At 65.9% G+C, this 24,408-nt stretch carries 25 protein-coding genes; 9 read left to right on the plus strand and 16 right to left on the minus strand.

Annotated features, from left to right (window positions below):
• Nucleotides 1-60: 60 nt before the first annotated feature.
• Genes PWP93_RS32045 through arsH form a run of 4 tightly spaced genes read left to right on the plus strand, consistent with a single transcriptional unit; the run spans nucleotide 61 to nucleotide 2,753 of the window.
• On the plus strand, nucleotides 61-405 hold the full coding sequence (locus tag PWP93_RS32045) for an ArsR/SmtB family transcription factor (RefSeq protein ID WP_421047586.1): 345 nt from the start codon (nucleotides 61-63) through the stop codon (nucleotides 403-405).
• Nucleotides 402-896: an arsenate reductase ArsC gene (locus PWP93_RS32050; RefSeq protein WP_421028149.1), complete on the plus strand. Its 495-nt coding sequence runs from the start codon at nucleotides 402-404 to the stop codon at nucleotides 894-896. Before PWP93_RS32045 ends, PWP93_RS32050 begins: the two co-directional genes overlap by 4 nt.
• 17 nt (nucleotides 897-913) lie before the next feature.
• A complete protein-coding gene (arsB, locus tag PWP93_RS32055; RefSeq protein ID WP_421047587.1) occupies nucleotides 914-1,987 on the plus strand; it encodes an ACR3 family arsenite efflux transporter in 1,074 nt (357 codons plus the stop codon).
• A 43-nt stretch (nucleotides 1,988-2,030) separates the two neighbouring features.
• A complete protein-coding gene (gene arsH, locus PWP93_RS32060) occupies nucleotides 2,031-2,753 on the plus strand; it encodes an arsenical resistance protein ArsH (protein ID WP_421028151.1) in 723 nt (240 codons plus the stop codon).
• Between the two features lie 46 nt (nucleotides 2,754-2,799).
• On the opposite strand, the gene PWP93_RS32065 is transcribed toward arsH, so the two are convergent.
• The 4 genes from PWP93_RS32065 to PWP93_RS32080 are packed head-to-tail and all read right to left on the minus strand — an operon-like array spanning nucleotide 2,800 to nucleotide 5,438.
• Nucleotides 2,800-4,176, minus strand: a complete 1,377-nt coding sequence (locus PWP93_RS32065) for an ATP-binding protein (RefSeq protein ID WP_421047588.1) — start codon at nucleotides 4,174-4,176, stop codon at nucleotides 2,800-2,802.
• Nucleotides 4,173-4,913, minus strand: a complete 741-nt coding sequence (locus PWP93_RS32070; protein WP_421028153.1) for a response regulator — start codon at nucleotides 4,911-4,913, stop codon at nucleotides 4,173-4,175. The genes PWP93_RS32065 and PWP93_RS32070 overlap by 4 nt, the downstream gene beginning before the upstream one ends.
• A 7-nt stretch (nucleotides 4,914-4,920) precedes the next feature.
• Nucleotides 4,921-5,070: a hypothetical protein gene (locus PWP93_RS32075; RefSeq protein ID WP_421028154.1), complete on the minus strand. Its 150-nt coding sequence runs from the start codon at nucleotides 5,068-5,070 to the stop codon at nucleotides 4,921-4,923.
• The gene (locus PWP93_RS32080; protein WP_421047589.1) at nucleotides 5,067-5,438 is read right to left on the minus strand and encodes a GFA family protein; all 372 of its coding nucleotides are present in this window, start codon (nucleotides 5,436-5,438) and stop codon (nucleotides 5,067-5,069) included. The genes PWP93_RS32075 and PWP93_RS32080 overlap by 4 nt, the downstream gene beginning before the upstream one ends.
• Nucleotides 5,439-5,600: 162 nt before the next feature.
• On the opposite strand from PWP93_RS32080, the gene PWP93_RS32085 reads away from it, so the two are divergent.
• On the plus strand, nucleotides 5,601-6,335 hold the full coding sequence (locus tag PWP93_RS32085; protein WP_421028156.1) for a metallophosphoesterase family protein: 735 nt from the start codon (nucleotides 5,601-5,603) through the stop codon (nucleotides 6,333-6,335).
• A gap of 26 nt (nucleotides 6,336-6,361) precedes the next feature.
• Here the strand turns inward: PWP93_RS32085 and PWP93_RS32090 are convergent, their stop codons facing one another.
• Nucleotides 6,362-6,898 (minus strand): transferase hexapeptide repeat family protein, encoded by a 537-nt coding sequence (locus PWP93_RS32090; RefSeq protein ID WP_421047590.1) that lies wholly within the window; start codon nucleotides 6,896-6,898, stop codon nucleotides 6,362-6,364.
• A gap of 182 nt (nucleotides 6,899-7,080) precedes the next feature.
• Between PWP93_RS32090 and PWP93_RS32095 the strand changes: the two genes are divergently transcribed.
• Nucleotides 7,081-8,526: a DEAD/DEAH box helicase gene (locus tag PWP93_RS32095; protein WP_421047591.1), complete on the plus strand. Its 1,446-nt coding sequence runs from the start codon at nucleotides 7,081-7,083 to the stop codon at nucleotides 8,524-8,526.
• A gap of 205 nt (nucleotides 8,527-8,731) precedes the next feature.
• Here the strand turns inward: PWP93_RS32095 and PWP93_RS32100 are convergent, their stop codons facing one another.
• The 9 genes from PWP93_RS32100 to PWP93_RS32140 form a co-directional block, all read right to left on the minus strand.
• The gene (locus tag PWP93_RS32100; protein WP_421047592.1) at nucleotides 8,732-9,754 is read right to left on the minus strand and encodes an Ldh family oxidoreductase; all 1,023 of its coding nucleotides are present in this window, start codon (nucleotides 9,752-9,754) and stop codon (nucleotides 8,732-8,734) included.
• Nucleotides 9,747-11,339 (minus strand): aldehyde dehydrogenase (NADP(+)), encoded by a 1,593-nt coding sequence (locus tag PWP93_RS32105; protein WP_421047593.1) that lies wholly within the window; start codon nucleotides 11,337-11,339, stop codon nucleotides 9,747-9,749. Before PWP93_RS32105 ends, PWP93_RS32100 begins: the two co-directional genes overlap by 8 nt.
• Nucleotides 11,340-11,422: 83 nt before the next feature.
• A complete protein-coding gene (locus tag PWP93_RS32110) occupies nucleotides 11,423-12,343 on the minus strand; it encodes a dihydrodipicolinate synthase family protein (RefSeq protein WP_175195211.1) in 921 nt (306 codons plus the stop codon).
• 208 nt (nucleotides 12,344-12,551) lie between these two features.
• The gene (locus PWP93_RS32115; RefSeq protein WP_421047594.1) at nucleotides 12,552-13,322 is read right to left on the minus strand and encodes a helix-turn-helix domain-containing protein; all 771 of its coding nucleotides are present in this window, start codon (nucleotides 13,320-13,322) and stop codon (nucleotides 12,552-12,554) included.
• Between the two features lie 127 nt (nucleotides 13,323-13,449).
• A complete protein-coding gene (locus PWP93_RS32120) occupies nucleotides 13,450-14,727 on the minus strand; it encodes an FAD-dependent oxidoreductase (RefSeq protein ID WP_421047595.1) in 1,278 nt (425 codons plus the stop codon).
• A complete protein-coding gene (locus tag PWP93_RS32125) occupies nucleotides 14,724-15,011 on the minus strand; it encodes a 2Fe-2S iron-sulfur cluster-binding protein (protein WP_421047596.1) in 288 nt (95 codons plus the stop codon). Before PWP93_RS32125 ends, PWP93_RS32120 begins: the two co-directional genes overlap by 4 nt.
• Nucleotides 15,004-16,182, minus strand: coding sequence for an NAD(P)/FAD-dependent oxidoreductase (locus PWP93_RS32130; protein ID WP_421047728.1), 1,179 nt, complete (start codon nucleotides 16,180-16,182; stop codon nucleotides 15,004-15,006). Before PWP93_RS32130 ends, PWP93_RS32125 begins: the two co-directional genes overlap by 8 nt.
• 8 nt (nucleotides 16,183-16,190) lie before the next feature.
• A complete protein-coding gene (locus PWP93_RS32135) occupies nucleotides 16,191-17,141 on the minus strand; it encodes a 4-hydroxyproline epimerase (protein WP_421047597.1) in 951 nt (316 codons plus the stop codon).
• Between the two features lie 125 nt (nucleotides 17,142-17,266).
• Entirely contained in the window at nucleotides 17,267-18,220 is a 954-nt protein-coding gene (locus PWP93_RS32140) for a DMT family transporter (RefSeq protein WP_421047598.1), read from the minus strand.
• A gap of 253 nt (nucleotides 18,221-18,473) precedes the next feature.
• Between PWP93_RS32140 and PWP93_RS32145 the strand changes: the two genes are divergently transcribed.
• Nucleotides 18,474-18,995: a hypothetical protein gene (locus tag PWP93_RS32145; protein ID WP_421047599.1), complete on the plus strand. Its 522-nt coding sequence runs from the start codon at nucleotides 18,474-18,476 to the stop codon at nucleotides 18,993-18,995.
• Nucleotides 18,996-19,005: 10 nt separating this feature from the next.
• Here the strand turns inward: PWP93_RS32145 and PWP93_RS32150 are convergent, their stop codons facing one another.
• Nucleotides 19,006-21,276, minus strand: coding sequence for a TonB-dependent siderophore receptor (locus PWP93_RS32150; RefSeq protein ID WP_421047600.1), 2,271 nt, complete (start codon nucleotides 21,274-21,276; stop codon nucleotides 19,006-19,008).
• Nucleotides 21,277-21,559: 283 nt separating this feature from the next.
• Between PWP93_RS32150 and PWP93_RS32155 the strand changes: the two genes are divergently transcribed.
• Nucleotides 21,560-22,108, plus strand: a complete 549-nt coding sequence (locus PWP93_RS32155) for a hypothetical protein (protein WP_421047601.1) — start codon at nucleotides 21,560-21,562, stop codon at nucleotides 22,106-22,108.
• A 110-nt stretch (nucleotides 22,109-22,218) separates the two neighbouring features.
• Here the strand turns inward: PWP93_RS32155 and PWP93_RS32160 are convergent, their stop codons facing one another.
• Nucleotides 22,219-23,349, minus strand: coding sequence for an MBL fold metallo-hydrolase (locus tag PWP93_RS32160; RefSeq protein WP_421047602.1), 1,131 nt, complete (start codon nucleotides 23,347-23,349; stop codon nucleotides 22,219-22,221).
• Between the two features lie 151 nt (nucleotides 23,350-23,500).
• Here PWP93_RS32160 and PWP93_RS32165 point away from each other — a divergent pair, with 151 nt between their 5' ends.
• Nucleotides 23,501-24,406, plus strand: a complete 906-nt coding sequence (locus tag PWP93_RS32165) for a LysR family transcriptional regulator (RefSeq protein WP_421047603.1) — start codon at nucleotides 23,501-23,503, stop codon at nucleotides 24,404-24,406.
• Nucleotides 24,407-24,408 lie beyond the last annotated feature (2 nt).

Genomic DNA, 24,408 nt, shown 5'->3' on the forward strand with positions numbered 1-24,408 from the left:
GCCGCCGCATCATTTCGATAACTCTTGAAATATCGAAATATAACGTGTATGCTCTCGGCCATGGACTCCAGCCTTGCCGTACGCGCCCTCGGCGCGCTTGCTCATGATTCGCGTCTCGCGATTTTCCGCTCGCTCGTCGTTGCCGGAGAAAACGGCATGGCGGCCGGCGAAATCGCACAGCAACTGGATCTCGCTCCTTCGAGCCTCTCGTTCCATCTCAAGGATCTGTCCCACGCGGAACTCGTGAAGTCGCGCCAGGAAGGACGCTTTGTCATCTACACAGCGAACTTCGATGCAATGACCGATCTGCTGGGCTTTCTTACGGAAAACTGCTGCGCTGGCGCGGCGTGCGCCGTGAACGCGCCTCCACAAGCCTGCGGCAGCCATCACAAATCTTCGCGATGACCACCAACGTACTCATTCTGTGCACCCACAACTCAGCGCGCAGCGTGCTTGCCGAAGGCATGCTGAATCACTGGGCGCACAAGCTCGGCAAGGACGTGCGGGCCTATAGCGCTGGCAGCGCCCCGAGCGGACGCATCAACCCGTTCGCGCTGGAGGCGCTTGCGAACGCCGGCGTCGACACGCGAGGCTACCGCAGCAAAAGCTGGGACGAATTTGCAGCAAGCGATGCCCAGCCAATGCGCGTGGTCATTACCGTGTGTGACAGCGCAGCGGCAGAGCCATGCCCATACTGGCCGGGCAGTCCGGTCACGGCGCACTGGGGATACCCCGACCCCTCGCATGCCGCTGGCGGCGACGAAGGCAAGCGCCAGGCGTTCGAGCTCACGCGCCAGGCCATCGGCTATCGCATGCTGCAGCTGCTCGCGCTTCCTCTGGATAACTTATCAAATGCCGATCTCCAGCACGCGCTGAACGGCATCCTGCACAGCTGACACGCTCCACAATCCCGATGAATACGCCCACCAATGCAGCCACCGCTGCGAACGCCGCGCCCAAGCCCGCCATCAGCTTCTTCGAGCGCTACCTGAGCGTCTGGGTCGCGCTGTGCATTGTCGCTGGCATCGTGTCGGGTCGGGTTTTTCCGGGCGTGTTCCAAGCCATCGGCCGCTTGGAATACGCACAGGTCAATCTGCCGGTCGGCCTGCTCATCTGGGTGATGATCGTACCGATGCTCGTCAAGGTCGACTTCCGCTCGCTCCATGAAGTCCGCCAGCACATCAAGGGCATCGGCGTCACGCTCGTCGTGAACTGGCTCGTCAAGCCGTTTTCCATGGCGTTGCTGGGCTGGCTGTTTATCAAGCACGTATTCGCGCCGCTGCTGCCCGCCGCGCAACTCGACAGTTACGTAGCCGGCCTGATTCTGCTGGCTGCCGCGCCATGCACGGCCATGGTGTTCGTCTGGAGCCGGCTGACCGGCGGCGATCCGCTTTTCACGCTGTCGCAGGTCGCCCTGAACGACAGCATCATGGTGGTCGCATTTGCGCCGCTGGTCGGCCTGCTGCTCGGCATTTCCGCCATTACGGTGCCGTGGGCGACACTGCTCACGTCGGTCGTGCTCTATATCGTGATTCCGGTAATGCTCGCGCAGATACTGCGAAAGCTGCTGCTCGCCAACGGGCAATCGGCATTCGACGCAATCATGGCGAAGATCGGCCCCTGGTCCATCGCTGCGCTGCTGGCAACGCTTATCCTGCTGTTCGCCTTTCAGGGTCAGGCGATTATCGAGCAGCCGCTCGTGATATTTTTATTGGCAGTCCCGATTCTGATTCAGGTCTTTTTCAATGCGGCGCTTGCCTATGGGCTTAATCGCGCAGTCGGTGAAAAGCACAATATTGCTTGCCCATCCGCGTTGATTGGTGCGTCCAATTTCTTCGAACTGGCCGTGGCCACCGCAATTGGCCTGTTCGGCTTTCACTCGGGCGCTGCCCTCGCAACCGTAGTTGGCGTGCTGATCGAGGTGCCGGTCATGCTGCTCGTCGTGCGCATCGTCAACCGCTCTAAAGACTGGTACGAATGCGCGTGAACAACACGCGCGCCCACATTCGGCGCCAATCCGGAGAACCCATTTGCCCGATCTCACCACCGTTTTGCCGCAACTCGATACGGCGCACTTCAGAATTCCCGATATCAGCCAGTTGCAGCCGGGGAAAATTTCGACACATCCGCCGCGCATTCTGCTGCTTTACGGCTCGCTGCGGACACGCTCGTTCAGCCGATTGTTGACCGAGGAAGCCGCGCGGCTGCTCACGGCAATGGGCGCCGACGTGCGCACCTTCAATCCAGGCGGTTTGCCCTTGCCGGACGACGCGCCCGAAACGCATCCGAAAGTGGTCGAGCTGCGCGAACTCGTGCAATGGTGCGAAGGCATGGTCTGGTGCTCGCCGGAGCGCCACGGCGCCATGACCGGGATCATGAAGTCGCAGATCGACTGGATTCCGTTGTCCGTGGGCGCCGTTCGGCCGACCCAGGGAAAGACGCTCGCGGTCATGCAGGTGAGCGGCGGCTCGCAGTCGTTCAACGCCGTCAACCAGATGCGCGTGCTCGGCCGCTGGATGCGCATGCTGACCATTCCCAATCAGTCGTCGGTTGCCAAGGCGTTTCTCGAATTCGACGAAGCCGGGCGCATGAGGGCGTCTGCGTACTTCGACCGCGTGGTGGACGTCATGGAGGAACTCGTGAAGTTCACCTTGCTGACTCGCGACATCGGGCCTTATCTGGTGGACCGGTATAGCGAACGCAAGGAAAGCGCAGAGGAATTGTCGAAGCGGGTGAATCAGACTCGCATCTGAAACCGTGGATATTTGAAAACCCCGATGCGCGTTGAACACATCGGGGTCATTGCCGGCGCTCGTCATGCAGCACGAGTCGCGCTTCCAGCCCGCCGCCCGGGCGGTTGTGCAGCGAGAGCCGCGCCCCCATTGCACTAGTCAGTTGACGTGCAATCGCGAGGCCCAGCCCCGTGCCGCCCGTACCGCGATTGCGCGAGGTTTCGAGCCGGTGGAACGGTTCGAACACCGCTTCCAGCGCATGCTCGGGAATGCCCGGCCCACGGTCGAGCACCGCGATCGTGACCTGCGCTTCGCCCGGCCCCTCGCTCAATGCAATCTCCGCCGCGCCCGCGAATTTCAGCGCATTGTCGACGACATTGCCGACGATGCGCTTGAGCGCCTGCGCGCGCGTCACCACCGCGAGCGGCGCGCGCGCCTCGTAGCGCACGTCGCTGCCGGCATCGGCGTAATCGCACACGAGACTGTCGAGCAGCGCGTCGAGGTCCACGCGCACCGGCGTCTCGGCGGTGCCATGCAGCGTGCGCGCGTAGGCCACGCCCTCTTTCACGAGCTGCTCCATCTCTTGCAGGTCCTGCCTGAGCCTCGCGCTCTGGACGTCGTCGTCCATGGTGTCCACGCGCAGGCGCATGCGCGTGATTGGCGTTTGCAGATCGTGCGAAATGGACGCGAGAATCTGCATGCGCTCGGTCATATAGCCGGCGATGCGCGTCTGCATCGCGTTGAATGCGCGCGCGGCGCGCGCGACTTCGGAAGGGCCGCTCTCGTCCAGATGCCCGGCCTTGAGGTCGGGGCCCAGCGCGTCGGCGGCGCGCGCGAGCGCATCGAGCGGACGCGTCGCGATGCGCACCGCGAGCCAGCAGCACACGGCCAGCACCACGAGCTGCAGAATCAGCACGAGCGGCAGCCAGCGCGAGAGCGGCAGCGCCGCCTGGGGGCGCACGTCGATGGTAAGCGGCGAGCCGTCGCTCAACCGCAAATGGACTTGCAGATGCTCGCGCTCGCCGGGAATCGCATTGACCGTGAGCGCGTAGTACTTGCCGATGCCCTTCGCGATAGCCGACTCGTAACGCCGCGAAAGCTGTGCGTCGGGCGCAACGCCAGGCATGCCCGGATCGAGCATGAAGACATAGCTGCGCCGCGCGAGCTTCGGCAGCCAGGCGGCGCGCTGCGCGGGCGGCAGGTTGTCGAGCAAGGCCACCGAGCTGGCCACTTCGCGCTCGACATAATCCATCATCATATTGGCCGTGGATTCGTCGCGCTCGGTGAGCGTCAGCCAGACCGACAGCGTCTGCGCCAGTGCGAGGCCCACGCAGAGTATCAACGCGAGCCGGGCAAACAGCGTGCGCGGCCAGCGCAACCTCGGGCCGCGCGACGCCGCCGCGGCGGCCGCGCCGCGCTGCGCGTCGTGACTCGCGGTGTTCATGGCGCCCCTTCGATCACGTTCACTGCCGACGAGAACACGTAGCCCTCATTGCGCAGCGTCTTGATGTAGCGAGGCTCGCGCGCGCCGTCGCGCAGGCGCTGCCGCAAGCGGCTCACGAGCAGATCGATCGAGCGGTCGAACGCGTCCGCCTGGCGCCCTTGCGTGAGGTTCAGCAGTTGATCGCGCGTCAGCACGCGCTGCGGGTTGTCGAGGAACACGCGCAGCAGCCGGTATTCCGCGCCGGACAGTGCGACGAGCGTGCCGTCCTCGTCGAGCAGATGGCGCGCCGTGGTGTCGAGCCGCCATTCGCCGAAGCCGAGCATCGACGCCGTCTCGCTCACCTGCATACCCGGCGGCAGCATGCGCGTGCGGCGCAGCACCGAGCGGATACGCGCGAGCAGCTCCCGCACGGCGAACGGTTTCGCAAGGTAGTCGTCGGCGCCCATTTCGAGGCCGACGATGCGGTCCGTTTCCTCGCCGCGCGCCGTGAGCATGAGCACCGGCACCGCGCGCAAGCGGCTCGCACGCAGGTCGCGGCACAGCACGAGACCGTCTTCGCCGGGCATCATGAGATCGAGCACGATGAGGTCGGGCGCGCCGTTCTCGAGCGCCGCGCGCATCTCGCGCCCGTTCGCAGCGAGCGACACGCGCATGCCGTTCTTTTCCAGGTACTCGGCAATCAGCTCGCGAATACCGCGATCGTCGTCGACGATCAGAATGTGGTCGGTCTTTTCCATGCGCCGATCATACGCTGCGTGGCGCCGGCTTGCGCCTGCCATGACGCGTGACTTTCTCGCGACGCGTGAGCGTCGCGAGCGAGCACGACAGCGGATGCACTGCCTCGGTCGCCAGCCCGCCGGCCAGCAGCGCGAGCACCGCCAAGAGCCGCTTCACGCATCCTCCACGACGGAAAGACTGGCGCCGTCGTTCAGGCCGGCTTCCAGCGCATAGGGGTCCACGCCGTCGAGACAACCGAGGTTCACGCGCCATCGCGCGGGGTCCTTGCGTGTCTGATGAAATGGATAGATGCCGCAGTGCTTGCAAAAGTAGTGCTTCGCCACGCGCGTATTGAATTGATAGAGCGTGAGGTTGTCCTGGCCGCTCACGATGGTCAGCTCGCTCGCGGCGAACAGCGGCGACATCAGCGCGCCCTTGCGACGGCACAGGCTGCAATTGCAGCGCGAAGCGGGCGTGAGCGCGGTGCGGACCGCGAAGCGCACGGCCCCGCAGTGACAGGAACCGTGCAGCGTTTCGGCATTCATGGTGCATTCTCCTCGTCGCGTCGATAGCGTTGGCTACGTTATAGCGCAGCGTGCGCGGCGGCATGTATCCCAATGTATCCGGGCGGATGGCCGATACAAAAGATTGCACATGCACGCTGGCATGGTCGAGAATGAAGACCTCTTCTCACCCATTGCGATGTCATGAAAATCGCTGCACTCTCGGACATTCACGGCAATCTCGCCGCGCTCGACGCCGTCCTGCGCCACATCCGCTCGCAGGACGCAGACCTGATCGTCAATCTCGGCGACATCGTGTCCGGATCGCTCTTGCCAGCCGAAACGGCCGACCGGCTGATGGCGCTCGACCTGCCCACCATTCGCGGCAACCACGAACGGCAACTGCTGGGCAGTGACATCGAGCCTATGAGGCAATCCGACCGCTTCGCGCGCGCGGCGTTGCGCGCCGACCAGCTCGACTGGATCACGCGGCTGCCGGCCACGCTGAGCATCGGCGATGACGTGCTCATGGTTCACGGCACCCCGGACAACGATCTCGACTATTTTCTCGAGACCGTGACGGATGCGGGATGCCGCGCCGCCACCCTGGAGGAAGTCGAGCGCCGCGCGGGCCATGGTGCGGAACGCCTGATTCTGTGCGGTCATACACACATGCCGCGCTGCGCGACACTTGGCGATGGGCGGCTCGTGGTCAATCCGGGCAGCGTGGGACTTCAGGCCTACGACGATGACCGCCCATGGCCGCATCGCATCGAGACGGGTTCGCCGCACGCGCGCTATGCAACGGTCACGCGCACGGCGTCAGGCTGGCGCGCCGAGTTTCATGCGGTGGAGTATGACTGGGATGCGGCAGCGGATCTGGCGCGCGCCAATGGGCGGCCCGAGTGGGAACGGGCGTTGCGTGAGGGGCGGTGTTGAGGGGAACGTGCGGGTTGGTGTGTCGATCATCGCGCCTCGCCCTCCACCTCCGTCATCGTACGCAAGCAATCCCGTGCAAGCTGCTGATAAAGCCGCGTGCCTTCCGCCTTGCCGGCAATCTCCGCTTCATCCAGACGCCGCACGACGCGTCCCGGCACGCCGGCCACCAGCACGGCGGCCGGCACTTCCCAGCCCGCCTTGACGAAAGCACACGCGGCGACGATCGTTTGCCTGCCGACCACGACGCCGTCCATGACGACGGCGTTCATGCCGATCATCACGTCCGGTTCGAGACGGGCGCCGTGCACGACCGCCCCATGTCCGATGTGGCTATTGACGCCCAGCCAGCAGGTCTCGCGAACGCCGACGTGCAACGTGCAGTTATCCTGAACATTACTGCCTTCTTCGATCACGATCGCCCCGAAGTCGCCGCGCAGGCTCGCGTGCGGGCCGATATAGCAATGCGCGCCAATCGTCCCGTCGCCAATCACGACTGCGGAAGGATGCCCATACGCGGATGCGTCGACGCGAGGACGCATGCCGTTGAGTTCAAAAAACGCCATGAAGCGGCTCCGTTGCAGTTGAGGTCGCCGGGTTCGCGGCGGCCCCGGCGTGTTTGTTGTTGATGTAATCGAGGCTCGCGCGGGTGGCGGCACGGCTCGTCGATGTCTCGTAGTGCAGCGTGCCGTCGCGGCGCAAGCGGGCGGCAACCGCTAGAATTGCGTTTTTTTCCCGGAATACGCCAATGTCCTTTGCCTCGCTTGGCCTGATCGATCCCTTGCTGCGCAATGTGCAGGACCTCAATTACCAGACACCCACGCCGGTGCAGGCCAAGGCGATTCCTGCTGTGCTCGGTGGCAAGGACGTCATGGCCGCGGCACAGACCGGCACGGGCAAAACGGCGGGGTTTGCGCTGCCGCTGTTGCAACGGCTGGTGCAACACGGCCCGGCAGTGCCCAGCAACCGCGCGCGCGTTCTGGTACTGGTGCCCACGCGCGAACTGGCTGAACAAGTGCTGCAAAGCTTTATCGCCTACGGCAAAGGTCTCGACTTGCGATTTCTGGCCGCCTACGGCGGTGTGAGCATTAACCCGCAGATGATGAAGTTGCGCAAGGGCGTGGATGTGCTCGTTGCCACGCCGGGCCGTTTGCTGGACCTCAATCGCCAGAACGCCGTGCAGTTCGATCAGGTACAAACGCTGGTGCTGGACGAGGCCGACCGCATGCTCGATCTCGGCTTTGCGCGCGAACTCAACGCCGTCTTTGCGGCCCTGCCCGCCCGGCGCCAAACCCTGCTGTTCTCCGCCACGTTTACCGACGATATCCGCGCCATGGCGGCGAACATTCTGCGCGGCCCAGTCAATATCAGTGTCAGCCCGCCCAATGCCACGGCCAGCAAGATCAAGCAGTGGGTGGTGCCGGTGGATAAAAAGAACAAGCCTGATCTCTTCATGCACCTGGTGGCCGAGAACAAGTGGGACCACGCGCTGGTGTTCGTCAAAACCCGCAAAGGCGCGGATTACCTGGCGGCCATACTGGACGACGCGGGCTATGCGGTCGACACCATCCACGGCGACAAACCACAACCCGCGCGTCTGCGAGCGCTGGAGCGCTTCAAGGCGGGCGAAGTCAACATGCTGGTAGCTACCGATGTGGCTGCGCGAGGGCTGGATATCGACGACCTGCCGCTGGTGATCAACGTCGATCTGCCGATCGTGGCGCAAGACTATGTGCACCGTATTGGCCGCACCGGCCGCGCGGGCGCCAGTGGCGTGGCAGTGTCCCTCGTGTGTGCCGATGAAGCCCCGCAGCTGGCCGCCATTGAAGCGCTGATCGGGCAAACGCTGCGTCGTGAAGAAGAGCCGGGTTTCGAAGCCGACCACCGCGTGCCGGAAACCAGCGCGACGGGCCAGATCATCAAGAAACCCAAAAAGCCCAAGAAGCCCAAGGTGCCGCAAGCTGCGCCGGTCGCTGCGCAGATGCCCGGCAAAAAACCGCGCCCGCAAGGTGGCGAAAACAAACGCAAGCCCGCGGCACAGCCCGCTGCAGCCACGGGTATGGACACGAGCTTGATCGCCGGTAGTCCATTCAGCGTGCAAAAGCCACGCAGCAAAGCCGCCGGCAAGCCAGCCGCGGGGCCACGTACGCCGGCAGGAAAACCCGCTGGTGGCCGCGGCAAGCGCCGCCCCTGATCCGTGGGGTCTCCGCCACCTCGCAACGCCAGATCGTCACGGGCAGCACGCGATCTCTGGGGCACCGGCGATCAAAGCGTTATTCCGCGTAATTGGGAAAATTGCCAAATTTGCAATAAATCTCCACGTGGAGAATGATGGCGCAGATACAAATATTGCGCGGCGCAGCATAAACCGCGCCGCGCGCACAAGCACCCTTCGGGTGTCACTCAAACAACTTCATCACATCGTCATACAGCGCCTGCGGAATGCGCACGCCATCGCGCTCGCTGCGCTCGCGCGCCTCGAAGCGCCGCTGCGACGGCAAGCGCGCGCCCTGCCCGACCACCGCCGCAAACAACCGCTCGGCCCGTTCCTGCCCCGCCGCGTAGTCCGCGCCCAGGAACCGGCGCGGATCAATCGCAATCACCAGTTCGCCATGACAGGGCGCCGCTCCCGCGCCATCGTCGAACGCCTGCGACTCCATGCTCGTGAGATCGCCGATCAGCGCGCCTGCCAGCAGCTCCACCATGGCCGCCAGCGCCGAGCCCTTGTGGCCGCCGAACGTCTGCATCGCGCCCTCCAGCGCGGCGCGCGCGTCGGTGGTCGGCTTGCCTTCGCTGTCGATTGCCCAATGGTCGGGAATGGGCTTGCCCTCGCGCGCATGCAGTTCGATGTCGCCGCGCGCGATCGCGCTGGTCGCGAAGTCGAACACGAACGGATGCCCATGCTCGCGCGGCCACGCAAACGCAATCGGATTGGTGCCGAACACGCCGCGCGTGCCGCCGGCCGGCGCGACCCAGCTATGGCTCGGGTTCATCGCAAGACCGACCAGGCCTTGCGCCGCAACGGCTTCCACCTCCGGCCATAGCGCCGAAAAATGGAAGCAGCGATTGATGGCCATCGCCGCGATGCCTTGCGTGCGGGCTTTTTCCGCGAGCACCGGCAAGCCCCGCTCGAAGGCGAGCAGCGAAAAGCCGTAATGCGCATCCACGGCGAGCACGCCCGGCGACACGTTGCGCAAGGTGGGCTCCGCACCCGGATCGACCTTGCCGCTGCGCACGGAGCGCACGCAGCCGAGCAAACGGTAGATGCCATGCGAATGGCACTCGTCGCGCTGGCCCTGGGTGATGACGTGCGCGATCGCTTCCGCGTGCGCGAGCGACAGGCCATGATGGATGAGCGCCTTGCGCGCCAATGCAAATAGTTCGTCGAGCGACAGCGTGACGCCCGGATTTTGATTAGTCATCCTTATGCACCTCGCGAACGATCACGCCGTCCACGCGCCGCGTGAGCCCGAGAGGATTGGCTGCGCGCAGCGCTGCGGGCAGCAAGGCGTCAGGCAGATCCTGATACGAAACCGGGCGCAGGAAGCGCTCGATGGCGCGGCTGCCCACCGAAGTCGTGCGCGCATCCGTGGTTGCCGGGAACGGGCCGCCGTGCACCATCGCATGACCGACTTCCACGCCCGTGCCGAAACCGTTCACGAGAATTCGGCCCGCCTTGCGCTCGAGCGTTGGCAACAGAGCGCGGCACGCTGCGTGGTCGGCGGCGTCCAGATGCATGGCCACCGTCAATTGACCTTCCAGCGCCTTGAGCACGCCATGCAGCTCGTTCAGATCCTTGCAGCGCACGATCAGCGACACCGGGCCGAAAACTTCGTCGCGCAGTTCGGGCTGGGAAAGGAACGCATCAGCCGTGGTCGCGAAGAGCGCCGCCTGAGCGTCGAAACGCCCGCCTGCAGCGCCGCTTGCAAGCCGCTCCACGCTGGGGTTCGCCGCGAGACGCTCGACGCCCTTGCAGTAGTTCGCGTGAATGCCGGGCGTGAGCATCGTCGCTGCGCTCGTATTCGCAAGCGCCGCGCTCGCGGCCTGCTCGAAGGCGTGCAGGGGCTCGCCTTGCACGGCGAGCACCAGGCCCGGATTGGTGCAGAACTGGCCCGCACCCTGAGTGAGCGAAACCGTGAACGGCTGCGCGATCGCCGCGCCGCGCGCGGCCAGCGCGCCCGGCAACAGCACCACCGGATTGATCGCGCTCATTTCCGCATAGACAGGAATCGGCTCGGGACGCGCGTTCGCAATCTTCATGAGCGCCACGCCCGCTGCGCGCGATCCCGTGAAGCCCACCGCCTTGATGCGGTGATCGGCGACCAGCGCCTGGCCAACGGCGATTCCACTGTCGAACAGCATCGAGAACACGCCTTCGGGCAGACCGCATCGTTGCACGGCGCGCTGGATCGCGCGCCCGACGAGTTCAGACGTGCCCGGATGCGCGCCATGCGCCTTCACGATCACGGGGCAGCCGGCCGCCAGCGCCGATGCCGTATCGCCGCCCGCCACCGAAAACGCCAGCGGGAAATTCGATGCGCCGAACACCGCCACGGGCCCCAGCGCGATATTGCGCAGCCGCAGGTCCACGCGCGGCAGGGGCTTGCGCTCGGGCTGCGCCGGATCGATGCGCGCATCGACGCAATCGCCATTGCGCAGCACCGCCGCAAAGAGCCGGAGCTGCGTGACCGTGCGCCCGCGCTCGCCTTCGAGGCGTGCGCGCGGCAAGCCGGTTTCGGCCATGCAGCGTTCGATCAGCGCATCGCCGATCGCATTGATCTGCTCTCCTATCGTTTCGAGAAAAGCCGCGCGCGCTTCCAGATCCGTCTCGCGGTACGTGTCGAAAGCGGCTTCCGCAAGCGCGCATGCGCGCTCCAGATCATGCTGGGTCGCGCCGCCGAATGCGGGTTCGAGCGCTTCGCCCGTGCGGGCGTCGATGCCGTGAAATGCGCCGTTCGTGCCTGGCACGCTTGCCGCGCCGATCAGCGACTGGCCGGTGATAGTCATAATGCCCCTGCAAAAATGCAAACCGGGCCAGTAAGGCCCGATTTCAAAACGAATGGAAAGATCGCGTTCAAGAACGCCAGGCTTCAGAGTCCCACGTCAGGCAGTTGCGGACGGGTCGCGAGCGCCTTCTCCATCACGGCCTTCACGTGCGCGAGCGCTTCGCCTTCCAGCGCGAGGCGCGGCGCGCGCGTGAGCGCGCTGCCGCGGCCCACGAGCTCTTCGCACAGCTTGATGCACTGCACGAGGTCGGGGCGCGCATCGAGGTGCAGCAGCGGCATGAACCAGCGGTAGAGCGCGAGCGCTTCGTCGAAGCGCTTTTGCTTCGCGAGGCGGAACAGCGTCTCGCCTTCCTTCGGGAACACGTTCGACATGCCCGAGACCCAGCCCTCGGCGCCCACGGCGATGCTCTCGACCACCACGTCGTCGAGGCCCGCGAACAGCACGAAGCGGTCGCCCACGGCATTGCGCAGGTCGATGAAGCGGCTCGTGTCGCCCGACGAGTCCTTGAAGCAGACGATGTTCTCGCAATCCTGAATGGCGATCAGCACATCGGGCGTGACGTCGTTCTTGTAGATCGGCGGGTTGTTGTAGACCATCACCGGCAGGTCGGTGCTCGACGCGACCGCGCGGAAGTGCGCGGCCGTCTCGTGCGGCTTGGCAGAGTACACGAGCGCCGGCATCACCATCACGCCGTCCACGCCCACGCGCTGCGCTTCGCGCACGGTCTGGCGCGCGAACTCGGTGGTGAACTCGGCCACGCCCGCGATCACCGGCACCTTGCCGCCCGCCGCATCGCGCGCGGCTTCGATTACGGCCAGCTTCTCGCTGGTGTTCAGCGAAGTGTTCTCGCCCACGGTGCCGCACACCACGAGGCCCGACACGCCGTCCTTGACGAGGTTGCTCACCACCCGGTGGGTCGCTTCGATGTCGACCGAGAAGTCCGGCTTGAACTGGGTGCTGACGGCGGGAAACACCCCGCTCCATTGGATAGCGTTACGGCTCACGGTGACAATCTCCTTCGGTGAATGGGTCCGCCAACATGGTGTGGCGATGGGAGAAGTATCGCTATCCGGCGTGCGTAAATCTTGAGAGCTTTCGCGACTCAAAAAGACGAAATCGGCACAGTCGGGCGCGCGGGCGCCTGCCTGTGCCGTTTTATCCGGGACAACCCCTGGAGATCCGCGCGCGAAGCCGCCGGCGTGGCTTTCGCGCTCAGACGTCGCCGGTTTGCGGATGCAGCAACGCGCGGTATTGGCTCGGCGTGAGCCCCACCGTGGCCTTGAATTGCCGCGTGAACGCGCTGTGATCGTTATAGCCGCAGCGCGTGGCCACGTCGGTGATGCTGAGGTCGCCGGCGAGCAGTTCGGAGGCCGCGTCCAGCCGCGTCTTCAGCAGCATCTGGCGCGGCGTCAGATGGAAGATCTTGTGGAAATAGCGCTCGATCTGCGCAACCGACATGTCGATGAGCGTGGCCAGGTGCGAGAGCTTGAGCGGCTGCGCATAGTTGTCCTGGATGTACTTCGCGGCGACGGCAAGACGTTGATACGCGGGATGCGTGCCTTCCGCGGCCTGCAGGTCGCGCGAGATGCCGGCCACGCCCAGCACGCGCCCTTGCGCGTCCTGCAGCGGCACCTTCGAGGTCAGGCACCAACCGGGCTGGCGCCCCGGATACAGATGCAGTTCGAGCTGGTCGATGAGCCGGCTGTTCAGGCGCACGACGGCCTGGTCCTGTTCGGTGTAGATGCGGCCGAAGCGCCTTGGAAAGACCTCCTCCGCGGTTTTGCCGAGCAGCGCGCGCTTGTCCTTGAAGCCGCAGCGCGCCGCAAGCGTGAGGTTGGCGATCACATAGCGCGCCTCGTGGTCCTTCACGAAGAAGACCACATCGGGCATGGCGTCGAAGAGTGGTTCGAGCAGGGAGAAGTGCGCCACCATCTGCGGCAGCGTCGTGTTTTCCAGGGCGGCGGGCAGAACCAGTGCGGACATTGCGCGGCGTATCGAGTCGGGACCCGCTCGATTATGCCCTTGCCTTGCGGGCTTGGGCATCCGCGACAAAAATCGGCGGCGAACGTTTCGCGCCGCCCGTTGTCTGTGCCGACGCAGGGGTCCGGCGTTATGCCTCGCCGCTCACTTCGAGCAAGGTGCCGATGCGCGCCGGCGAAAACGGCGGGCGCTGGCCGTTCTGTCCAGTGCGCGGCCAGCCGAAGCAAAAGGCCGCCGCTTCGCCGCAGATCTTGCCCTGGCAAGGCCCCATGCCGCAGCGCGTCTGCAGCTTGGCGTCGCGCCATGAGCGATGCCGGGCGGCATCGCCGTAGCGCACGTCTTCGCAGCGGCACAGCGCCGTGTCGGGTTCGGCAAGCGTGCGCAATTGCGGATCGAGCGCGAAAGCCGCATGCATGCGCGCAGCAAAGCGCCGATAGCGCGCGCGTTGCGCGAACAGCGCCCGCGCCTGATCGACTTCGCCAAGCGCCGCGTGCGCCGCAATGCGGCCTTCCACTGCTGCCAGCTCCATGCCGCCCACGCCCGTGCATTCGCCCGCCGCGTAGACATCGGGCTGCGACGTGGTCTGCATGTCATCCACGGCAATCGCGGCCATGCCCTGCGTTTCGTCGATCCTGCACCCGAGCGCCGCGCCCACCAGCGTATTCGGCACCAGTCCATAAGCGCAGGCGAGACGTTCGCAATCGATGCGGATCTCCTCGCGGCCCTTGCGAATGCGCACGTGCGTGAGTTGCGTCTCGCCGCCCGCCGCCGCCACATGCGCGCCGCACAGGTACGGCGTGGCGCGCAGATCGAAGCGCATGCGCGCCGCCTGCACGAGCTTCGCGGGCGTCGCCACGAGCCCGGCCGCGAATTGGCGCACGGCATCGGGCGGCGCCTGCTCGACGATGGCCGCCACCTGTGCGCCATGCTCGCGCGCCGTGACGGCGGCGGCCCACAACAGCGGCCCGGTCCCCGCGATCACGATGTGTTCGCCGCGCACCGGCATGCCGCCCTTCACGAGCGCCTGGAGGCCGCCGGCACCCGTCACGCCCGGCAGCGTCCAGCCCGGATACGGCAGGAAGCGTTCGCGCGCGCCCGTCGCCACGATGAGCTTGCCGTAGTCGACCGTAAAGCCGCGCGCGGCATCTTCGAGCAGCAATTGCCGCGCGCCCGTGGCCTGCACGACGCGCGTGCCGCTCATGCGCGAGACGTTGGAAAGCTTCGCGAGCGCCTCGATAGCCTCGCGCGCGCGGCCCGCCGGCGGATGCGCGGGGCCCTGACGCCAGATCTGGCCGCCGGGCAACGCGTTGTCGTCGACGATGCCGACCTGCGCGCCCGCATGCGCCGCCACGCGCGCGGCGTTCAATCCCGCCGGGCCCGCGCCGATAATCAGGATGTCGAACTTCATGCGGCAGCCCTCCCCGTGACCACTTCCATGCCTTCCGCGCAGAGCGTCTGGCACGCGAGCCGATGCCGCACGCCATCGATCGTCACGCGGCACTCCTGGCATACGCCCATGCCGCACAGCGGCCCGCGCAGCGCACCGCTCACGGAGCGGCGCGTAATCACGGCTGCATCTCCCGTGCAACCCTTGTGCATTCCCGCCGCAAGCGCCACGGCCGCTACGACCGAACTGCCTCGTGCGACGCTGACGCGTTGGCCATCGACGTTGAGCGTGATCGTCTCAGCCATGCGCGGCTCCTGTCGTTGCAGCCTGCGTCGCGGCATTTGCACCGAAGCGTGCCGGCAAATACGGCGTGGCGTCGATCCTCGACATCTCCGGCATGCCGAGCATCTGCGCGGCGATCAGTTTGGCGGTAGCCAGCGCCGTGGTCACGCCCAGGCCTTCGTGCCCGGTTGCGAGCCATGTCGAGGGATAGTGCGTGTCGCCGGAAAATTGCGCAGCCGGGCCGATGAGCGGCAGGCCGTCGCGGGTCGCGGGCCGGAAGCCCGTCCACGCGCGAATCGCGTTGAGCGACGGCAGCTCCGGCAAATACTCGGCTGCGCGGCGCAGCATGCGCGCGAGGATGGCGGGCTCCACGGCGGCATCGAGGCTGTCGAACTGGCGCGACGAGCCGATCAGCAATTGCCCCGTGGGACGCGGCTGCACGTTGAACGCCACCGAGGTGCCGGTCGCGTTGTGCGCGCTCTTGATGTAGCCGAGTTCGAGAATCTGGTGGCGCACCGTGCCCGGGTAACGGTCCGTGATAAGCAGATGTCCCTTCTTTGCCTGCATCGGCAGGCCGGGCAGCAGATCGACGGCTTGCAGGCCGTTGGCGATCAGCACCGCGCCGGCCGCAAGCGTCTCGCCGTCGGCCAGCACCACGCCCGCGCGGTCCACGCGCGCGACACTCGCGCCCAGCCGGCACGCGACGCGCCCTTTCACCGGCTGCGCGAGCAGCCAGGCGGCAACCGCCGGCGCGTAGACCACGGCATCGTCGGGAATCACCATGCCGCCTTGCAAATCCTTGCGCAATGCGGGCTCCGCTTCGCGCACCTGCTGCGCGTCGAGCATCGAGCACGCCACGCCCTGACTGGCGAGCGCCTGCTGGCGCGCTTGCGCGAGTGCGTATTCTTCATCGTCGGCGGCGACCCACAGCGTGCCGCAACGCACGAACGCCTCGCGCACAGTGAGGCGCGGCGCGAGATCGAGCCACAGCTCGCGCGACCATGCGGAAAGCGCGAACTCCGCGGGCGAATCGTCCATCACCACGAGGTGCCCCATGCCCGCAGCCGTCACGCCGCCGCCCACGCCCGCGCGATCGAGCACGAGCACATCGGCGCCCTGCTGCGCAAGCTCGTGCGCGCACGCCGCGCCCACGATACCCGCGCCCACCACGATCACATCGGGACAGGAACCCATCGGCTTCGTCACGCGCGAATGCCCCACGCGAAGGGATCGTCGTCGCTGAAAATCAGCCTGGCTTCCGCGCTGATGTGCGCCGTGCCGCGAATGCTCGGACGCACGTAGCCGGGCGCGAGATCCGCGGCGTTTTCGTACTGCGCCTCGAACACGCTGCCCACGATGCTCTCCTGGCGCCAGTGCGCGCCCGGCGCGAGCACGCCGTCGGCGGCGAGGCACGCAATCTTCGCGCTCGTGCCGGTGCCGCACGGCGAGCGGTCGTAGGCCTTGCCGGGGCACAGCACGAAATTGCGGCTATCGATGCCGGCCTGATCGGAGTGCGCGAACAGCTCGATGTGGTCGATCTGCGCGCCCCCCTCGCCCGTGATGCCATTGGCTTCGAGCGCCTGGCGGATGGCCCACGAGACTTCCGTGAGCGATTCGACATTAGCGAACTCGAGTTGCTGGCCGTGATCGGAGACGAGGAAGAACCAGTTGCCGCCCCACGCGATGTCGCCATGGATGCGGCCGAGGCCCGGCACGTCGAGCGGCACGCCCTGGCGGTAGCGCCAGGCGGGCACATTGCGCACCGTCACGCTGCGATCCGTGTGCAATTCGGCCTCGACCACACCCACGGGCGTCTCGATGCGATGCACGCCCGGCGCGATGCGCCCCAGATGCGCCAGCGAAACGACCAGGCCAATCGTGCCGTGCCCGCACATGCCGAGAAAGCCCACGTTGTTGAAGAAGATCACGCCCGCCGAACAGCTGGGATCGTGCGGTTCGCAGAGCAGCGCACCGACCATCACGTCCGAGCCGCGCGGCTCATTGACGATGCCAGCGCGCATGTGGTCGAAGTCGCGGCGGAAAATTTCGAGCCGCTCCTTGAGCGGGCCGCGGCCCAGCTCGGGGCCGCCTTCGGTAACGAGCCGCGTAGGCTCGCCGCCGGTATGGGAGTCGATTACGGTGAGGGCTTTCATGGCGACAATCCTAGGTCTCGCCCGCGTGTCCGTCTTGCTCGAACGGCGCAATGGCAATGACGATTTCGGCATAGCGCACCTGACGCCCTGCCCAATACAGCCCGCGACGAGTCAGCCCGCGCCCCTCAAACCCCCGCGCCGCCCTGGGCGCGGGCGCCGCGTGCGAATAGCTGGCGCAGCCACGCCTCGCCGTTGACGATCAAAAGGCCCGTGAGCACGAGCGCCGAGCCCGCGAGAAACGCCGCATCGACATGCTCGCGCAGCAGCACCACACCCATCGCCACGCCGAACAGCGGCGTCATGAACGAGAGCACGCCAAGCCGCGCCGCAAAATAGCGGCGCAGCAGCCAGAACCACGTCAGGTAGCTCACGAAGGCCACCGCGACGGCCTGGAACGCGAGGCTCGCGAGCGCGAGCGGCGCGCTGTGAAGCGTGGTCTGGCCGGTGGCGAAGGCGACCGGCAACAGCAGGAAGGCGCACGCGAGCTGATAGAAGAGCGTCTGGGTGGGGGGCGCCTCGCTCAGGCGCGTGGTGCGCACGACGATCGTGGTCATGCCCCACGCCGCGCCGCCGCACAGCGCCATGAAGTCGCCGAGCAGCCAGTCGGGGCCTGCCGTCGCGTTTCTCGAGCCCCCGCCCAGCAGCGTTGGCCCGAGAAACGCGACGGCGATGCCCGCGAACGCAAGGCCGATGCCGCACCATTGAAGACCGGCGAGGCGTTCATCGGGCAGCTTCAGATGCAGGCCGATCGCGGCGAACATGGGCGCGGTGTAGAGCAGCACGGCCACGTGCGAGGCGTGGGTCCAGCGCAGCGCCTCGGCAACGAACAGGAATTCGAGCGCGAACAGCACGCCCACCGCGAGTCCCGAGCGCAGCGCGACGCCGGGCACCCAGCGCTCACGCGTCACGAAGCGGTTATACAGCCACACGAGCATGGCAGCGATGCCCGAGCGCACGCTCACTTGCATCATGGGCGCGATGTCGCCGGCCACCGCCTTGATGGCCACCTGCTGAAAACCCCAGACCAGGCACAGCGTCACCATGATGGCCATTGCCGTGCCATCCACATGCTTTCTCATTGCCGAACCGCCGAGTTTCGTTCTTGGTCGACGTAGTATTCCCGCGTCAGGATCAAGTCATATAGCGTAAAACTGACAACCGATAGCGGCAGACCGCCAGCACTGCGACTGTGCGCTGCCGCATACATCCGAATAGCAAGCCGCATCTGACTGACTAGAATGTTGGAGTACAAGCCAGGCGATAAAGACGGTCGGTCCGGACGCAACGATTCCGGTGGCGTGACGTTTTCGTTCTTTCAAAGGAGGCATGTCCATGACGTGCCTGAACGAAAGGATTGTTGGCGCGGTGTGCCTCCTGCTGAGCGGGTACGCGCTCGCGGACGGCACGCTCGCCGGGCCACCCGAGGAGATGACGGTCGCCAGCATCGCGCCGCTGCCCATGGAAGTCATGACTTCCATTCCGGCGCCGCAAACCTGGCTGCATCGCTATGAATTCCAGTATCAGGCGGAGCAGCGCGCGCCCTTCGACGCGCAGCTGCCGGACTTCTACAGCGTGAAGATCGACCATGACTTCCGGCTCGGCGGCGAGAGCGCCAGTCTGGCGCCAGGGGCGGCGCAGCCGCAGCAGTCATCCGCGTATCTCCAGATGGGCCGTTCGACCGCGCCCGCGCTCGCGCTCACCGAAGTCCCGAACGCCACGTTGTCGATCGGCGCGCAACCTCAGCGGCGGCTGTCGCTGACCGTCAACGACTGGGTGTTCTCGGGCACCGCGCGCCTCGCAATCCTGCATTCGCGCAGCACCGGCGCAACGCTGACGGTACGGCACGGTTTTTGATTATGGGCGCTCAAAAATCGATCTTCGCGTTCAGGCTCACCGTGCGCGGGTCGCCCGGCGCGATGTAGTTGTCGTACTGGAACATCCAGTACCGCCGGTTCGTGAGGTTGTCGATGGCCGCGCGCAGCGTCACGTCGTGGCCGCCGATGCGCGTCATATAGTTCGCCCCAACGTCCACGATCATGTAGCCGCCCGTCTCCAGGTTGCCGGCCGGACGCACTTCCGTGTTGCCCGTGTACTTGGCGTCGGCGCCCAGGCGCAGGCCCGGCGCGAATGGCACGTCGTAGCTCACGCGCGCCGCCGCGACGAACTGCGGTGCGCCGGCCACGCGATTGCCGTTGTACTGCTGCCCCTTCGCATACCACGTGTCGAGCAGCATGAGATCGCCCGCCACCTCCCAGCTACGCCCGAGACGCACGCTGCCGCCCGCCTCGATGCCCTCGTAGATCGAATTGCCGTCCTGCGTGAGCACGTTCTGGGCGTTCGCGTAACTCGCGCCGCGCTCGATGCGGAACAACGCCGCGTTCGCGCTCCAGCGCGCATGCTCGCTCTTGATGCCCATCTCGTACTGGCGCGAGCGCAGCGGCTTCAGCACCGATCCGCCATTTGCATAGATATCCGAAACAACTTGCCCAGGCTCCAGCGATTCCACATAGCTCGCGTAGAGCGTGGTTTGCGGTTCGAGCTCGTACATGAGCGCGAAGATCGGCGTAATCACGCCGTTCTGCCCATACGATGCGGTCGTCGCACCCGATTCGGCGAAGGACTCCTGATCGTAATTCGTGTAGCGCACGCCCGCGAGCAGCGACCAGCGGCGGGTCAGATCGACGGTGTCGCTCACGAACAGCGACTTCTGATTGATCTCGCTGGCGCGGTATTTTTGCAGGCCGCTGCCCGAGTAATAGCGGAACGGATTGAGCTCGTAGAGATTGCCCTCGCCGAGCGTCCGGATGACCGTGCCCGCCGCTGTGCCATAGTCGTTGGTCTGATGCTGGAGCGCCGCGCCCAACACCAGATGATGCGTGAGCGGCCCGGTCTTCACCTTGCCTTCGAACGCGCCCTGCCAGTAGATGTCCTGGTGGCCTTCGTCGCCGTTCCAGCGGCTATCGGTGTAGTTGCCCGCCTGGTCGAGCAGCGTGAGCGTGCTTTCGTTGCGGTCCCGCGCCGACTTGCTATAGCTCGCCGAGGTATTGAAGGTCCAGTCGGGCGCGATCTGGTATTTGATGCCGGCCGTGTAGAGCTGCAGGTTGGTGTTCAGATGCTGGTCAGTGCCCGCGAGCCAGTTGGTGCCGCCGCTGATCGTCGCGGGCAGGCTCGAAGCCGTGTAGCTGCCCGTGTAGATGGCCGGCATCTGGCCGCTCGAACGGCTTTGCTGATAGATCGCGTTGAAATAGACTTGCAGGTCGCGCGTGAGCTGCCCGTCAAGAGCGAGCGCCAGCGAGTTGCGGTTGATGTCGCCAGCGTTGTAAGTCTTGCCAGCTTCGTGCGTGTAGTTGATGCGCGCGCCGAACCTGCCGTCGGGGCCGAAGCGGCGGCTCAAATCGACGTGCTGGGTAAGCACGCCGTCCATGCGATAGCCGAGGTCGAAGCTCGTGACCGGGTCTTGGCCCGGCCTCTTTGTGACGTAATTGACCATTCCGCCCGGCTGCGCAAAGCCGTACATGAAACCGCCGAGCCCCTTGAGCAGCTCGACGCGCTCGAGATTCTCGTAGGGCATGGTGATGCCGTACGAAATGAACGGATTGCCGTCGATGCGAAAGCCGTTCTGCCAGTCGATCGGCAGGCCGCGAATCGTGATGTAGGTGGCCCACGCGCTATAGGCGTTGCTGTTGTCGGTGACCGATGCATCGCCGGCGAACACGTCGCCGAGCTTGTTCACCTGGCGGTCGGCGAGATCTTCGCCCGTGACCACCGTGGTCGAGAACGGGGTATCGAGCTGCGAGCGCGTGCCGAGCGCGCCATTCGACACCGGCGTGTCCAGATGCAGCGGCGAGTCGGCCACGGCGGCGGCGCTCACCTTCACGGCAGGCAGCGACTGTTCGGTGACGGACGGCGCGGCGCCTGCGGCTGCCCCATCGGGTGTCGCGACGCGTGGGGCGGCCCCATCAGGTATCGCGACGTTCGCGCCGCTTGCGGCATGCGCCCGCCCGGCGGCGCCCCCGTCCGCGGCGGATTGGGCGAAAGCGGACTGGGCCGCGGCAGCAAACGTCAGCCAGGCGGCAATCCGCACTGGGCGGTGGAGCCTGCGTCCCGTACGGCGCGTGGTTCGTTGGTTGTTCATATCGGCCAGAGTTGGAGAGCCTTCTGCGCCGGAATATTCCGGAACACAAATGCGACTCATTCTCATTACATATCGGCCGGGATATTAGCAAAGCCTTTTGTCTTTTGAAAGCCTCTGGTGGAAATTCGTCAGGATGCGCGACGCAGGTCGAGTGCGCGCTCGCGGAACCGGCGGTTTAATGCCCGTTTAAGACTGCGTCCGCATAGTTTTCGGCGACTCCCTTGGGGAGTTGCATGAGTCTTTCGTGTTGATTCGAGCACTATCGATCGAAGGAGGTACGAAAATGCGATTACGTTCGTATTTGGCGTTGGGGGCGCTGGCGCTCGCCCCGATGCTTGCGCTGGCCGGCGAGGGGGGCGCGTCGATGGACGGGCAGCACGCCGCGCAGCCGATGTTCGTCAACGTCAACGGCCAGGCGGTGCCGGTGAAGGCCGAAACCCACGTCGTCCAGACGGCGATGGGCCCGATGAAGGTCAGTACGTGGAGCTGGCGCAGCCCCGGCGGCAGCTCCAGCTACGAAATGCAGACGAGCACGGGCGGCGCGCCGTCCCCCGCCGCGCTGCGGCAGATGCAGGCCGCCCAAGCGCAAATGGTGGCGATGCAGCAGCAAATGATGGCCATGCAACAGCAGATGATGGCGCTCCAGCATGCCGCCTTCGCTGATGGATTCGCGATGCCGGCGCCACGGAACGTGGTTTTTGCAGTGCCGTTGTGGGCCATGCCGGACCCTGTGGTGATCGTGGAGCCGACGCAGCGAGTGCCGGCGCCTGCTGTGGCGCCGCAGAATCCGCTGCCGACCGCACCGGCAAGGTCGCCGGGGATCAGAGCGTAGGGAAGCGTTTTCGGCCACCTGTCTGCCAGGTCGTGTTTATGAAGCCGCCGGCGTTTGCCGGCGGCGTTGTTTCTCGCGGGAGAAAACTTGCGCGCCCCGCACAGCCCCCCTCACGACCCCGCCCCGCTCTCTTCCCTGCACAACCGCCACCCACGCGCGCGTGCGCCCGTTGCTTGCGCCTCGCTCGCCGCTTCTCTCCACCAGCGCTCGCCGCGCCGCGGCTCCAAGAGATCGAGCCGCTCGCCCATGCGCGGCGTGGCCAGCGCCACGCCGCGCGCGAGCGACAGGCCCGTCACGCGCTCGAAAGGCTCCTGCCAGTGATGCATCGCCAGATCGAAGGTGCCGTTGTGGATCGGCACGAGCCAGCGGCCGCGCAAGTCGAGGTGCGCCTGCACCGTTTCCTCGGGCTGCATATGCACATGGGGCCACTGCGCATCGTAAGCGCCGGTCTCGATCAGCGTGACGTCGAACGGCCCGAGGCGCTCGCCAATCTCGCGAAAGCCGTCGAAGTAACCCGTATCGCCGCTGAAAAACACCCGCAGATCGGCATCGGCGATCACCCACGAGGCCCATAGCGTGCTATCGCCGTCGAACAGGCTGCGCCCGGAGAAGTGCTGCGCGGGCGTGGCCGTGAATGTGATGCCCATCACTTCCGCGCTTTGCCACCAGTCGAGCTGGCGCACCTTGGCCGCGTCGATACCCCACTCGATCAGCCGCTCGCCCACGCCCAGCGGCGTGAGAAACAGGCCCGTGCGAGCGTCCAGCGCGAGCACGGTCTCGCGGTCGAGGTGGTCGTAATGATCGTGCGAAAGAATCACGCCGCGCAGCGGCGGCAAATCGGCAAGCGCGATGGGCGGCGCGTGGAAGCGCTTCGGGCCCATGCGCTTGAACGGCGAGGCGCGCTCGCCGAACACCGGGTCGGTGAGCCAGTATTCGCCGCGCAACTTCAAAAGCAGCGTCGAATGGCCGAGCCGGTACAGGCTGCGCTCGGGCGCGGCATCGAGATCCGCCCGGCTCAGCGCGTCGACGGGCAGCACGCCAGCCGGCGCCGTGCCCCGCGGCTTCCTGAACAACACGTTCCACGCGATGCCAAGCGTCTTTGCAAAGCCTTCCTGCGGACGCGGGCGCACGTTGCGAAAGCGCGTGCCGTCGTGCTGCGGCGAGCCGTCCGAGACGACGCGCGAGCGCCGCGCCGCGGCGAGTCCGAAGGTTCGGTCAAGGAAATCAGGGATCGATGCCATGGAGTGTTTCCGCAAAGTAGACTCGTCAGTGTAGTTTATTTTCTGGATAAGTAAACTGCACGGTGTAAAAGAGGCTGCCCGCGTCAGGCCAGCGAATTTTTGATAGCATCTGGATAGCGGTTACAGACCTTTAAACGCCTTTCCAGATTAAATGATCGACGCTCGCCAGCTCAGATACTTCACCGCCGTGGTCGAGGAATTGCATTTCGCGCGCGCGGCGGATCGCCTCGACATCGCGCAATCGGCGCTGAGCGCCCAGATTCAGCGTCTCGAGCAAGACCTCGGCGTGCGCCTGCTGAACCGCAACAAGCGCCAGCCCGTCACGCTCACCGATGCCGGGCGGCTGTTCCATGCCGAAGCCATGGCGGCCTTACGGCATATCGAACGCGCCGATCAGATCGGCCGACTGGCGGCCCGCGGCCTGGCCGGCATCGTGCGGATCGGCTACGTGGCGTCGGGCGTGTCCAGCGGCGCGCTCTCCGCGATGCTGCGCGACTTCCGTCTATCGCATCCGAACGTGCGCGTCGATGTCGTGCCCATGGAAACGCCGCGCCAGTTCGAAGCGCTCGATGGCGGCGAAATCGATATCGGCATCGCGCGGCCGAGGCGCCAATATCCGCCCGGCATCGTGGCCACGATCGTCCATACCGAGCGCCTCATGGTTGCGATGGCCGACACGCACCCGCTGGCGACGCGCCGCAAGCTGATGGCGCGCGACCTGAAGGACCAGAGCTTCATTTCGCCTCAATTCGACGAGGACGAAGGATTCGGCGAGGTGCTGTCCGCATTGGGCGCCGCCGGCGGTTTCTCGGCGTTTCTCGACTATCGCGTGCGCGACTTCATCTCTGGGCTCAGCCTCGCGTCGGCCGGCTATGGCGTCGCCGTGGTGCCCGAATCGATGTCCCATTTCACGCAGCCGGGCCTCTTCTACAAGCCCATTGCCGATTTCGAACATCCCGTTCACCTCGCGCTGGCGAGCCGGCGGCGGGAACTCTCCCCCGCCGTGCGCGCTTTCGCCAGCGCATCGCTCGCGCGCCCAGGCGACGCGCCAGCCTGAGC

The organism is Paraburkholderia sp. A1RI-2L (assembly GCF_048957375.1).
In the GTDB taxonomy this organism is placed as follows: Bacteria; Pseudomonadota; Gammaproteobacteria; order Burkholderiales; family Burkholderiaceae; genus Paraburkholderia.